12 protein-coding genes are annotated in these 12,794 nt (G+C 59.5%); 3 read left to right on the top strand and 9 right to left on the bottom strand.

What is annotated here, in order from left to right; genetic code table 11:
* Window positions 1-62: 62 nt before the first annotated feature.
* The 5 genes from ilvD to BLW70_RS03465 form a co-directional block, all read right to left on the bottom strand.
* Window positions 63-1,904 carry a dihydroxy-acid dehydratase gene (gene ilvD / locus BLW70_RS03485; RefSeq protein ID WP_074871713.1) on the bottom strand — a complete coding sequence of 614 codons (1,842 nt, stop codon included), beginning with the start codon at window positions 1,902-1,904 and terminating at the stop codon, window positions 63-65.
* A 258-nt stretch (window positions 1,905-2,162) separates the two neighbouring features.
* A complete protein-coding gene (locus BLW70_RS03480; protein ID WP_074871711.1) occupies window positions 2,163-3,368 on the bottom strand; it encodes a multidrug effflux MFS transporter in 1,206 nt (401 codons plus the stop codon).
* The gene (locus BLW70_RS03475; protein WP_074871709.1) at window positions 3,361-4,338 is read right to left on the bottom strand and encodes a diiron oxygenase; all 978 of its coding nucleotides are present in this window, start codon (window positions 4,336-4,338) and stop codon (window positions 3,361-3,363) included. The genes BLW70_RS03480 and BLW70_RS03475 overlap by 8 nt, the downstream gene beginning before the upstream one ends.
* Complete coding sequence (locus BLW70_RS03470) at window positions 4,335-5,411, bottom strand: SagB family peptide dehydrogenase (RefSeq protein ID WP_074871707.1); 1,077 nt, start codon at window positions 5,409-5,411, stop codon at window positions 4,335-4,337. Before BLW70_RS03470 ends, BLW70_RS03475 begins: the two co-directional genes overlap by 4 nt.
* A gap of 424 nt (window positions 5,412-5,835) precedes the next feature.
* Window positions 5,836-7,032: a class I SAM-dependent rRNA methyltransferase gene (locus tag BLW70_RS03465; protein ID WP_033060516.1), complete on the bottom strand. Its 1,197-nt coding sequence runs from the start codon at window positions 7,030-7,032 to the stop codon at window positions 5,836-5,838.
* Window positions 7,033-7,353: 321 nt separating this feature from the next.
* Between BLW70_RS03465 and BLW70_RS03460 the strand changes: the two genes are divergently transcribed.
* From BLW70_RS03460 to BLW70_RS03450, 3 genes are read left to right on the top strand one after another with little or no spacing between them, the layout of a single operon-like run.
* Entirely contained in the window at window positions 7,354-8,169 is an 816-nt protein-coding gene (locus BLW70_RS03460) for an HDOD domain-containing protein (protein ID WP_162493967.1), read from the top strand.
* A gap of 28 nt (window positions 8,170-8,197) precedes the next feature.
* Entirely contained in the window at window positions 8,198-9,010 is an 813-nt protein-coding gene (gene mutM, locus BLW70_RS03455) for a bifunctional DNA-formamidopyrimidine glycosylase/DNA-(apurinic or apyrimidinic site) lyase (protein WP_074871703.1), read from the top strand.
* Between the two features lie 53 nt (window positions 9,011-9,063).
* Window positions 9,064-9,387 carry a multidrug transporter gene (locus BLW70_RS03450; protein ID WP_074871702.1) on the top strand — a complete coding sequence of 108 codons (324 nt, stop codon included), beginning with the start codon at window positions 9,064-9,066 and terminating at the stop codon, window positions 9,385-9,387.
* A 161-nt stretch (window positions 9,388-9,548) separates the two neighbouring features.
* On the opposite strand, the gene BLW70_RS03445 is transcribed toward BLW70_RS03450, so the two are convergent.
* From BLW70_RS03445 to BLW70_RS03430, 4 genes are all read right to left on the bottom strand, one after another.
* Window positions 9,549-9,800, bottom strand: coding sequence for a YfhL family 4Fe-4S dicluster ferredoxin (locus BLW70_RS03445; RefSeq protein ID WP_003195146.1), 252 nt, complete (start codon window positions 9,798-9,800; stop codon window positions 9,549-9,551).
* A gap of 103 nt (window positions 9,801-9,903) precedes the next feature.
* Window positions 9,904-10,383: a pantetheine-phosphate adenylyltransferase gene (gene coaD, locus BLW70_RS03440; RefSeq protein ID WP_074871700.1), complete on the bottom strand. Its 480-nt coding sequence runs from the start codon at window positions 10,381-10,383 to the stop codon at window positions 9,904-9,906.
* A gap of 115 nt (window positions 10,384-10,498) precedes the next feature.
* Window positions 10,499-12,094, bottom strand: coding sequence for a GMC family oxidoreductase (locus BLW70_RS03435; RefSeq protein ID WP_074871698.1), 1,596 nt, complete (start codon window positions 12,092-12,094; stop codon window positions 10,499-10,501).
* Between the two features lie 129 nt (window positions 12,095-12,223).
* The gene (locus BLW70_RS03430; protein WP_074871696.1) at window positions 12,224-12,769 is read right to left on the bottom strand and encodes a twin-arginine translocation pathway signal protein; all 546 of its coding nucleotides are present in this window, start codon (window positions 12,767-12,769) and stop codon (window positions 12,224-12,226) included.
* Window positions 12,770-12,794 lie beyond the last annotated feature (25 nt).

Raw genomic sequence — 12,794 nt, 5'->3', positions numbered from 1 at the left:
CGGGAGCGTGGGAACGATCAGCCCCGCACTTAACGGGGCATTTTTATTTCTGCGACTGACGCTTAGAGCCCGTCGAGCATCGCCTTGTTACGCACGGCACCCTTGTCGGCGCTGGTCGCCAACAGAGCGTAAGCCTTCAGTGCGGTGGTTACCTTGCGTGGACGTTTTTCCACTGGCTTCCAGCCTTTCTGATCCTGCTCGGCACGGCGACCGGCCATTTCTTCGTCGCTGATCAACAGGTTGATCGAGCGGTTCGGAATGTCGATCAGCACTTTGTCGCCATCCTGCACCAGGCCAATCGCGCCACCGGCAGCCGCTTCTGGCGAAGCGTGGCCGATGGACAGGCCCGAGGTGCCGCCGGAGAAACGGCCATCGGTGAGCAGGGCGCAAGCTTTGCCCAGGCCTTTGGATTTCAGGTACGACGTCGGGTACAGCATTTCCTGCATGCCCGGGCCGCCTTTCGGACCTTCGTAACGAATGATCACGATGTCGCCGGCCTTCACTTCGTCCGCGAGGATGCCGCGTACTGCGCTGTCCTGGCTTTCGAAGATCTTCGCGTTGCCTTCGAAGACATGAATCGACTCGTCGACGCCGGCGGTTTTCACCACGCAGCCGTCCAGCGCGATGTTGCCGTAGAGAACAGCCAGGCCGCCTTCTTTCGAATAAGCGTGTTCGACACTGCGGATGCAGCCGTTTTCACGGTCGTCGTCCAGGGTTTCCCAACGGGTCGACTGGCTGAACGCGGTTTGCGTCGGGATGCCCGCAGGGCCGGCCTTGAAGAAGTGATGCACCGCTTCGTCATCGGTCTGGGTGATGTCCCACTTGGCGATGCCTTCAGCCAGGGTTTTGCTGTGCACGGTCGGCAGGTCGGTGTGCAGCAGACCGCCACGGGCCAGCGAGCCGAGGATGCTGAAGATCCCGCCGGCGCGGTGCACGTCTTCCATGTGGTACTTCTGGATGTTCGGCGCGACTTTGCACAGTTGCGGCACGTGACGGGAGAGACGGTCGATGTCGCGCAGGTCGAAATCGATCTCGGCTTCCTGGGCCGCGGCCAGCAAGTGCAGGATGGTGTTGGTGGAGCCGCCCATGGCGATGTCCAGCGTCATGGCGTTTTCGAACGCCTTGAAGTTGGCGATGTTGCGCGGCAATACCGACTCATCGTTGTCGCCGTAGTAACGCTTGCACAGCTCGACGATGGTGCGGCCGGCCTGCAGGAACAGCTGCTCGCGGTCGCTGTGGGTGGCGAGGGTCGAACCGTTGCCCGGCAATGCCAGGCCCAGGGCTTCGACCAGGCAGTTCATCGAGTTGGCGGTGAACATGCCGGAGCACGAGCCGCAGGTCGGGCAGGCGCTGCGCTCGTACTCAGCGACTTTCTCGTCAGAAGCGCTGGAGTCGGCGGCGATCACCATGGCGTCGACGAGGTCGAGACCGTGGCTGGCCAGTTTGGTCTTGCCGGCTTCCATCGGGCCGCCGGAAACGAAGATCACCGGGATGTTCAGGCGCAGGGCGGCCATCAGCATGCCAGGGGTGATCTTGTCGCAGTTGGAGATGCAGACGATCGCGTCGGCGCAGTGGGCGTTGACCATGTACTCGACGGAGTCGGCGATGATCTCGCGGCTCGGCAGCGAATACAGCATGCCGTCGTGGCCCATGGCGATGCCGTCATCTACGGCGATGGTGTTGAATTCTTTGGCTACACCGCCGGCGCGTTCGATTTCGCGGGCGACCAGTTGGCCCAGGTCCTTGAGGTGGACGTGGCCCGGTACGAACTGGGTGAAGGAGTTGGCAATGGCGATGATCGGCTTTTTGAAGTCGTCATCTTTCATCCCCGTTGCGCGCCACAGTGCGCGGGCGCCGGCCATGTTGCGGCCATGGGTGGATGTTTTCGAGCGGTAATCAGGCATGAAGCACTCCGGGCGGCTAATCAGGTATCAAAAGGGAAGTGAGCTTCTATTGACGTCTGGAACACTCAGAAATGGCCGTGTGTCCGGAAGTTGCCGATAACTTTGCGGGATCGCCGCGCGCTTCAGCTTGAGCTCATAAACCCGCCGGGGGATGACTGGCGATGAATGTCGCGATTCTACACGGCTGGCGTCAGGAGGGAATGCCGGAAAAGGGGGATCCAGCGCTGACGGGGCGTGTGGGATGACGACCGGCAGGAATCACCCGCTATTCAATGAGAGCTGCCGACGCGTGATCAGCGCATTGAAGGAAACGCCGACGGTGCTCAAGACGAGGAAACTCAACGCCAGAGTCGTTTGCAGATGGGCTCCACTGAGATTGATCAGGGCGCTGATCAGGCCACCGCAGATGAACACCAGCGTGTTTCCGGCCGACGCCGATGTGCCGGCATTGTCCGGGAACACTTCCATGGCTTTGGAGGTGGCGACAGGGCGGACGATGGTCGTGCCGGCGGTGCAGATGATCATCGGAATCAGCACGGTCAGGGCTGAAAGCCCCAGCCGGTTTGAGAGCAAGAGCATCACCAGCCCCGAAAAGAAGATCAGGCCCAGGCCGACGACGATCTGTGTATGGGCCGCGATCCGCCCGGCGAGGGTTCGAGCGACAATGCCGCCGAAGATGTAGGCCACGCCATACAGCAGCAGTGTCAGGGAAAACTCGTAGGCTGAAAGCTGTAACTGCTCCATGAAGATCAGGGGTGAGATGACAATGAAGGAAAAGTGGCAGGTGAAGGCGATTGCGGCGATCAGCCAATAGCCGAGGAACCCTGCATCGCTACAGACACGCCGGTAGGACTGAAGAATGCTTCGGCGCGGGGTGGTGGCGGTGTGCCGGTTTTCAAGAAAGAAGCAGGCCTTGAGGAACACGGCGGCGGCGAGGGCAATAAAGACAATGAAGCTTGCGGGCCAGTCCAGTGCCTGTTGCAACAGGGTGCCAGCCAGTGGCGAGACGGAAATGAAGATGCCGCTGGCGGTAACCATCAGAATCCGCAGTTGGTCCCGCTCCTTGCCGTCGAACAGGTCCTGGATCAGCGCCTGCGAGAGTACGAAGCAACCACAGCCGATGGCCTGCACCACCCGGAACACCAGGAACCAGGCGTAGTCGGTGGACAGCACGCAACCTGTCGCACCGACAATCGAGACCGCCATCCCACCCAGCAGCAGACTTTTACGCCCGATGACATCCGAGAGCGGCCCGACCAGCAGTTGGGACAGTGCGATCCCGATGGCAAACAGACTGATGGAAAACGCGATGTCGCCTGGGGTGGTCCGGAAGTGTTCGGCCAGCGCCGGGAACGATGGCAGCAGGACATCCAGAGGGAAGACCCCGAGCAATACCATGGTCATTAACAGGGTGATGGCAGAGCGGCGGTGTTTGACACTGACCGCGGATTTTCCTTCATCCATCGACAAGTCCCGCCTGTGCGAAGAGCTGCTGGTTAAACGGCAGGTCGAAAAAACCTGCCTTCTCCATTGCCTGGAGCGTCGCGCCAGCACCTGATCGGGCGCGCTGAAGGCAGGCTTGCGGGCCGGTCAAGGTACTGAGGATTTCTGCGACACAATTTTCCCCGAGGTCCACGCTGTTCAGGCTTCCCTTCAGCCATCGCTCATCGACCTCAAAGAACATCAGGATGATGTCCACCAGCAGTTTCGCGGCGAACGTGCGTTGGCTGCTGTTCAGGGTCAGCCACAGATAATGGAACACTTGGCAAAAATAACGACTGTGCCGGGCCTCGTCGGTGAGGTGGTCCCTGAGCATTTCCTGGACGCTGGACACTAGCTCGTTGCGGCAAACCTCGAGCAGTTCCCGGGCGATGATGGTCTCGGACACGAAACCGACGAGAAACCAGGCCAGCGCCTTATGCCTGTCAGGTGCCTGGTCAAGCAGGGCGTTCAGTCGGGTAATGCGACGTGGCATCACCGGGCGCTGGTTCATGCCGTAGAGGTCGGCGATCTGCTCGGCGAGACTGTTGGAGAACAGCGCGTGATAACCCTCATCGGTATACAGCTGGAGGGCGGCGGTTTTCATTCGGCGGGGGATGGACACCCCGAGCTCATCGTGGACGATGGTTTCCACGGAGCGGTTGACGATCCGATGTTCGAGCCGGGTGGTGTAGTCGAGGAAATACACCAGATGGTTGGCCGACAATCGATGGATGATCGCGCTGCCGGCGGCTTCGATCACCGGGTGATTCAGGTAGGACAGGAAGGCGGGCGGGAACCAGTGTCGTGTTTCCAGTTGCCGTTCCAGATCGGATGGCAATTGATAGGTATGTTCGCTGGTGCGTACCGAGGCTCGGCTGTTCCAGTCACCGAGGGTGTAGCGCTGTGCCCAGGCGTCGGGCAGTGACAGGTCGTCTGTGCGAGGCTCGGTCATTGTTGTGGCCCCCGGCTGCTTAGCAGTGCTTTCAATTCCTTGCACATCACTTGCCCGTCACTCTGGCCGCAGCCGACAAAAAACAACGGTTGTTCGGCGCTGTCCTCGATCCCCAGCAACGTTTCGACCTGGTCGTCGGCCAGTGCACCCGTCAGCCAGGTGCTTAACCCAAGTGCGGTGGCCACCAGTTGAAAGGTCTGGGAGATATGACCAGCCTCGACATAAGCCATTCGGTAGGCCCGTGAGTGTTCATATTTCCACCACAGTTTGTCGAAGCGAGCGGTGATGAACAGCCCGACTGGCAGGTTGTTGATGAAGTGCTGCCCACACAACAACTGGCCCAAGGGCAAATCAGGCGTTGGATTGACGAAGCTCAGAGCATGTTCGTCGGGGTGGTAGGCGTAGAGCCCAGGATCCAGGCCACTGACGTTCTGAACATGAAGAAAACCGTCGCAGGCATTCAACCCTCCGCCGGAGGGGCTGCTGCGCCGGGCGCCGAGACCTTCAGCGATGGTTTCGTCGATGTCATTGTCGCGCTCACGCAGATAGCCAAGGGACAAATACAAAAGCGTGCCCACAGCGTCGAGAGAAACTCTTTCACCCGTGAAGGAGCGACAGGTTTTTCGGTCGATCAAGGTCGCTACAAGCGCTTTTGCCGGGAAGCAGGAAGGTTGAGGCAGGGCAATTCGTTCGGTTGTCGGCTCTGTGCGTCGGGTCTCCGGGGCGGGAGTGGCCAGTACTTCGGCGCAATGCTCCAAGTAGTGTCTCGACCATTCATTAATATCCTGGGGAGTATATTCACAAGGAATGTTCTTGGTTCCGATATGAAATATCTTCGACAGTTCATCCCAGCCCCATTCAAGCGGAGTCTGGATGGAAGATGTGAGTATTCCCGCATTCAGGAGTTGCGTGTCGATTATGTTGTTGTCATCAAACTTTTCAGGATTGTCGATAAGCTGTGCGAGACGGGCTGAATATTCAAGATTCAATTCGAATTGTTTGTGGTTCTTGTAATCCCAGACTATTTGGTCGGGCGTGCGAGGAAGTATGAATATATAAGGGTTTATCTGCATGATTGACGACTCACTCTGGTTTTTGCCATAGAAAACGCTGGGTAGCCGGCACTCCCCAGTGTTTTATTTACTTAGCGGGCTTTTGGTGCGACCAGAAAAGCCAGGTTGGCGAGTTTGTTGGTTTCCAGAGTAATTGCTTTCATGTTTTAAACTCCTTGTAGTTGATAGTGAGTGTCACTCCGTTGTGACGACTTAATCATAGTTTGTAATGAATTCTTATCAAGGGGAGATTGGGTAGGAATGTTCCAGTAATTTTGTCGGATTCATCTGACGGGTGAATGAATCTTGTAAGTTCTATCTGAAAATATATAAGGCAAAGCGAAGCATCCTACAAGTCATTAAGACCGCTGGAGTAGGAAGTTGGAGAATTCAATAACAGATAACAGAACAGGGAGCCGACTGGCTCCCTGTCATACCGGCGAAATCAGCTGTTTGGCAGCAGACGGCAGGTGATGCTCTTGATGTAGCGGGTTTCGGCGATGGCCGGGTGAACCGGGTGATCCGGGCCCTGACCGCCACGCTCCAGCATCTGGATATTGCGGTCCAGGTGACGGGCGCTGGTCAGCAGGATGTTCTGCAGATCGTCCTCGGGCAGGTGCATCGAGCACGAAGCGCTGACCAGGATGCCGTCCTTGCTGAGCAGGCGCATGGCTTGCTCGTTCAGGCGACGGTAGGCACCTTCACCGTTCTTCATGTCTTTTTTGCGTTTGATGAACGCCGGAGGATCGGCAACGATCACGTCGAAACGCTCTTCGCTGGCTTTCAGCTCTTTCAGGGCTTCGAACACGTCACCTTCAATGCAGGTCATCTTGTCGGCGAAACCGTTCAGCGCGGCGTTGCGCTCGACGCCGTCGAGGGCGAAAGCCGATGCATCGACGCAGAACACTTCACTGGCGCCGAACGCGGCCGCTTGCACGCCCCAGCCGCCGATGTAGCTGTACAGGTCCAGTACGCGTTTGCCTTTGGCGTAAGGTGCCAGGCGTGCGCGGTTCATGCGGTGGTCGTAGAACCAGCCGGTTTTCTGTCCCTGGATGACGGGCGCTTCGAATTTCACGCCGTTTTCTTCCAGCGCAACCCACTCCGGCACCAGGCCGAACACGGTTTCGACGTAGCGGTTGAGGCCTTCGGCATCACGGGCCGCGGAGTCGTTCTTGAACAGAATGCCGCTAGGCTTGATCACTTGGGTCAGCGCTGCGATCACGTCTTCTTTATGGGCTTCCATGGTCGCCGAAGCGATCTGTACCACCAGGATGTCGCCGAAACGATCGACGACCAGACCTGGCAACAGGTCGGAATCGCCGTAGACCAGGCGATAGAACGGCTTGTCGAACAGGCGATCGCGCAGGGACAGCGCGACGTTCAGGCGATGCACCAGCAGCGACTTGTCCAGCGGCAACTTGATGTCGCGCGACAAGAGGCGGGCGCAGATCAGGTTGTTCGGGCTCATGGCAACGATGCCCAGCGGCTTGCCGCTGGCGGCTTCGAGGATCGCCTGGTCGCCGGCCTTGAAACCGTGCAAAGGCGTAGCGGCTACATCGATTTCGTTGCTGTAGACCCACAAGTGGCCGTTTCGCAGGCGACGGTCGGCGTTGGCTTTGAGGCGCAGGCTAGGCAGGGACATGACGTCGCTCCGGAAAAAAGAGCGGGAGTATAGCGTGTTGCGCACGGCCACGGTTTGGCCGATAGACCTGTGGCGAGGGGGTTTAGCGAAACGTCGCACCGCCCCGTTCGGCTGCGAAGCAGTCGTAGATTCGCCAAACGGGGCCGCTTCGCGCCCCAACGGGGGTAAACCCCCTCGCCACAATGAAATTTCGATGACATACCGGCGAGTGTGTCGGATCCAACTTTATAAGGGTTAGAATCGCCGCCTGTCCCAGAGTGTGTACTTATGTCCCCAGAGCTGACCACCGAACAGATTCAACAGTCCCTGCAAGGCATCAGCGTGCCGGCCCAGCCGCAAATCATGGTGGATTTGCAGATGGAACAGTACATGCCCGATCCGGATCTGGAGGTGATCGCGAAGCTGATCTCCCAGGACCCGGGCCTCTCTGGCGCCTTGTTGAAAATCGTCAATTCGCCGTATTACGGCTTGAGCAACAAGATTGCCTCGATTCAGCGTGCGGTGAACCTGCTGGGCAGCCGCTCGGTCATCAACCTGATCAACGCGCAGTCGATCAAGGGCGAGATGAACGACGACACCATCGTCACCTTGAACCGTTTCTGGGATACCGCCCAGGACGTGGCGATGACCTGCCTGACCCTGGCCAAGCGCATCGGCACCCAGGCTGGCGATGAAGCGTACGCCCTGGGTCTGTTCCATGACTGCGGCGTGCCGCTGATGCTCCAGCGCTTCCCCAACTACATGACCGTTCTGGAAGAGGCTTACGCCAGCGCCAGCGCTGAATGCCGGGTGGTGGATACCGAGAATCGGGTGTTCAATACCAACCATGCGGTGGTGGGTTATTACACCGCCAAATCCTGGCGCCTGCCGGAGCATGTGACCGCCGCCATCGCCAATCACCACAATGCGTTGGCGATCTTCAGCGATGAGTCGTCGCGCAACAGTCAGCTGAAAAACCTGCTGGCGATCCTGAAAATGGCCGAGCACATTTGTGCGTCCTTCCGGGTGCTGGGCAACCAGCGTGATGACCACGAGTGGGACAGCATCGCACCGCTGGTTCTCGATTATGTCGGTCTCTCGGACTACGACTTCGAGTCCCTCAAACAAACGATTCGTGACCTTGGCGCTCACCGCTGAGCGTTGCACAGCCTGATTCGAGAGCGCCATGCCGGAACTGCCTGAAGTCGAAACCACCCGCCGCGGAATTGCGCCACACCTGGAAGGCCAGCGCGTCAGCCGGGTGATCGTGCGTGAGCGGCGCTTGCGCTGGCCGATTCCCGAAGACCTGGATGTGCGGCTGTCTGGCCAGCGCATCGTGCTGGTGGAGCGACGCGCGAAGTACCTGCTGATCAATGCCGAAGTCGGCACGCTGATCAGCCATTTGGGGATGTCGGGTAATTTGCGTCTGGTGGAAGTCGGCATGCCGGCGGCCAAGCATGAACATGTGGACATCGAGCTGGAATCCGGCCTGGCCCTGCGTTACACCGACCCGCGTCGGTTTGGCGCGATGCTCTGGAGTCTCGACCCGCTCAACCATGAGTTGTTGATTCGCCTGGGGCCGGAGCCATTGACCGACCTGTTCGACGGCGAGCGCTTGTTCCAGCAGTCCCGCGGGCGTTCCATGGCGGTCAAGCCGTTCATCATGGACAACGCGGTGGTGGTCGGCGTGGGCAATATCTACGCAACCGAAGCGTTGTTCGCTGCCGGTATCGACCCGCGTCGTGAGGCCAAGAGCATCTCTCGGGCGCGTTATCTGAAACTGGCGATCGAGATCAAACGCATCCTGGCGGCCGCTATCGAGCGCGGCGGCACCACACTGCGCGACTTTATCGGCGGGGACGGTCAGCCGGGTTATTTCCAGCAGGAACTGTTCGTGTACGGCCGTGGCGGTGCGCCCTGCAAGGTCTGCGGCACGGAACTGCGGGAAGTGAAGCTCGGGCAGCGCGCCAGCGTGTTTTGCCCACGTTGTCAGAGCTGAAACGCTTAGGGTCTATAGTCAGTGTTCTGATTGCCTAGCCCAAGGACCCTGCCATGACCCTGTTTCGAACCCTTGTCGTCGTTTTGCTGCTGAGCGTCGGTGCGCCAGCGCTGGCAGCAAACACCGGCAGCGGCGACCCGCGCTACACCATCCAGAATCCCCCGGCGTACGCCATGCTCGGCGATTTGCTGATTGCCCGACCTTTGCTGGTGGTGGCGACGGTGATCGGGGCCGGAGCGTTTGTGCTGTCGTTGCCGTTTACCGCGCTGGGTGGCGGCGTCGGCGATGCGGGGCAGGCGTTGGTGGTCGACCCGGCGAAAGCGGCGTTCGTGCGGTGTCTGGGGTGTATCGGGGAAGGGTTTGAGCAGACGGAGTGAAGTCAGTTACATCTTCGGTGTGGCTGATGGCCCTTTCGCGAGCAGGCTCGCTCCCACAGTGGAATTCCTTTGCCCACAACATTTGGTTAACAACACATCTCCACTGTAGGAGCGAGCCTGCTCGCGATAGGGCCGGTACAGCCGCTACAAAATTATCTGATTCAAGCCTTGCCAGTAATCTTCCGGTACTTCTCCATCAACTGTTCTTCAGTCTCCGGATGCGCCTCGTCCAGCGGAATGCAATCCACCGGGCACACTTGCTGGCACTGCGGTTCGTCGTAGTGGCCGACGCACTGGGTGCACAGGTTCGGGTCGATCACGTAGATTTCTTCGCCCTGGGAGATGGCGGCGTTCGGACACTCGGGTTCGCAGACGTCGCAGTTGATGCAATCGTCGGTGATGATCAGGGACATGCTAACTCCAGCCAGGGACGGAAGGCCCGGGCGCAATAAACCAATGCGCGCAATTGTGCCGCATTGGCGCCCGCAGTGCACGCGGGCGCCGCTTGAGCGGTTGTTACTTCTTGAAGCGTTCGGTCAAGGCGTCCGCCACCGCAGGGTGGACGAACTTGGTGATATCGCCGCCCAGGGCTGCAATTTCACGGACCAGCGTCGAGGAAATGTACGAATAACGCTCGGACGGAGTAAGAAACAGGCTTTCCACATCCGGTGCCAGCTGACGGTTCATGTTGGCCAGCTGGAATTCGTATTCGAAGTCCGATACCGCACGCAAACCCCGCAGGAACACATTGGCGTTCTTCTCTTTGGCGAAATGCGCCAGCAACGTCGAGAAGCCGACGACTTCAACGTTGGGCAGATGTTTAGTGACCTCGCGGGCCAGCGCCACACGCTGTTCCAGGGGAAACAACGGGTTTTTCTTGGGGCTGGCAGCGACGGCGATGATCACATGATCGAACAGGCGCGCGGCGCGTTCGACCAGATCGCCATGGCCCTTGGTAATAGGGTCGAAGGTACCTGGGTACAACACTCGGTTCATCGCGTCGTCCTGGCGGGAGTCCGTTGGGGAGTCGGATGGTATCGCAGCCTTCCCGGTCGGCCAAGTCGCCTTTTGAGTAAGAAAGCACTATAGACGATGGGAATATTCTCCATTTTCATGGGTTTTTCAAACGTTCGGCCAAAGAAGTTGCCAGCTGCGCGGTCAGCCCGTAGACCGACAATTGCGGGTTTGCGCCAATGCTGGTGGGGAACAGCGAGCCGTCATGAATCGACAGATTGCCTAGTTGATGATGCCGGCCGAGGCTGTCGGCCACGGCGTTTTTCGGGTCTTCACCCATGGCGCAACCGCCCATCACATGGGCACTGCCCAGGCGTGTGCGATACAGCTCAAGGCTCAGGCCGTCGATCAGCGTGCGCGCTTCGGCCAGGGTTTTCACGTAGCGAGCGTCGGCGTGCATGGGCATTACCGCCTTGGCACCGCCCGCGAACTGGATCTCGGCCATGCTGTGGAACGAGCGACGCAATCCGTCCCAGGTATAAGGTGAAACCTGATAGTCGAGCACCGGCGTGCCGTCACCGCGCAACTCGACGCTGCCGCCGGGGCTGTCCGGATGAAAGCCGTCCCGCAGCAATGCCAGCATGGCGTGGGTGTGGGGCAGGTTTTCCATGTGCTGGGCGTTTTCTTTGCCAAAACCGCCGAGCAGGGTCGTCGCCAGTGCCGGGTGCAGCGGCGGCACTTCGAGTTTGTAAGACATTTTTCCGGTGGTGCCGTCCTGCCATTGGAAATGGTCGGAATAGATTGATTGTGGGGCGCCAAAAAACGGGTTGATCACCTCATCGAACAGCCCGGCCGACATGTTCACCAGATGTAGAAACGTCCGTTTGCCCAACCGTTTGTGCGGATCGGGCGCCTCGGAGCGCATGAGCAGCGCCGGGCTGTTGATCCCGCCACCGGCCAGCACGTAATGCCGCGCCTTGACCGTGATCGTGTGTCCGGTAGGTGCGACGCAGCGGTCGTCCATCGCTACGCAGTGCAAGCCTGTGACCTTGTCGCCGCTGATCAAGAGCTTTTCGGCGCGAGCCAGATAGAGCAACTCGCCGCCTTTTTCCAGCGCCGCCGGGATGGTCGTGACCAGCATCGATTGCTTGGCGTTGGTCGGGCAACCCATGCCGCAGTAGCCAAGGTTCCAGCAGCCACGCACGTTGCGCGGGATCACATGCCAGGCATAGCCGAGTTTTTCGCAGCCTTTGCGGATCACGTCGTTGTTGGCGTTGGGCGGGATCATCCAGGGCGCGACGCCCAGGCGTTGTTCCATTTTCTCGAACCACGGCGCCATCTCGGCCGGCGTGTGGCCTTTGACCTCGTGTTCCTTGGCCCAGTGGTCGAGGGTCGGGTCCGGCGTACGAAAGCTTGAAGTCCAGTTGATCAGCGTGGTGCCGCCCACTGCGCGGCCCTGAAGGATGGTGATCGCGCCGTCCTTGCTCATGCGGCCAATGCCTTCCTGATAGAGGCTGGTGTAGGCCTGGTCTTCGAGCATCTTGAAGTCGCTGCTGGTCTTGAGCGGGCCTTCCTCGATCAGCAAGACCTTGTAGCCCGCAGCGCTGAGGATTTCGGCGGTGGTGCCGCCGCCCGCGCCGCTGCCGATAATCGCCACGTCCGCTTCGAGGGCCAGGTCTTGGGTCAGTTGTGAACCGTTGTAGGTTTTCCAGCCACGGGCCAGGCCTTCGCGGAACGGATCGGGTACGGGCATCTTCAGGTTCTCTTTTTATTTTGGATTCTATGGTGAAGCGGCTGACGTCATCGCGAGCAGGCTCGCTCCCATATTGGATCGCGTGCCCACTGTGGGAGTGAGCCTGCTCGCGATTGGGTCGACTCGGTCTTAAACGGTGGGCGGCCCGGGATACCCGCAATGTGCCCATGACTCCGGCCGGCTGTACCACGCCATCATCACCAGTTGCATCAAGGAGCTATGACCCATGCGCAGCAAACTCAGCGAGCTGTTTTCCCAGCGATCGAGAAAGTGCCGGATATCGTCGGCACTGGCGTTATCCCAACTGCCCCAGATCCCGGTCAGTGGTCCGCGGGTGATGCTCATTCCCAGCACATCGAATAGCTGCCGGGTCAGCTTGAGCATTTCCGGCGACAGGTGATTCAGACCGTTATCCAGGCAGTGCAGGGTTTCAGCGACGGCCGCCGGCATTTTTTCATCGGCCACGGCGCCGTCGAGCATCACCGGAAGCAGTGCCCGCAGAAACAGCAAGTCACCGCTGCGCAGAATCGCAAAACCGCTGGCTGGCGCGCTCGATGAGCAACCGCTGAGGCTCGCGCCCAAACCGGCGGTGGCGAGAAAAGCGCTGGCACCCAGGCTGAATTTAAGCAAGCCGCGCCGTGACAGCGCGGGTGTGTCGGACAGACTTGGGCTCATTATTGTTATTACCCGATGGGAATGA

It is taken from the genome of Pseudomonas frederiksbergensis (genome assembly GCF_900105495.1).
GTDB lineage: Bacteria > Pseudomonadota > Gammaproteobacteria > Pseudomonadales > Pseudomonadaceae > Aquipseudomonas > Aquipseudomonas frederiksbergensis.
The sequence above is the reverse complement of the archived record's forward strand: the minus strand, read 5'-3'. Positions and strand labels throughout refer to the sequence as shown.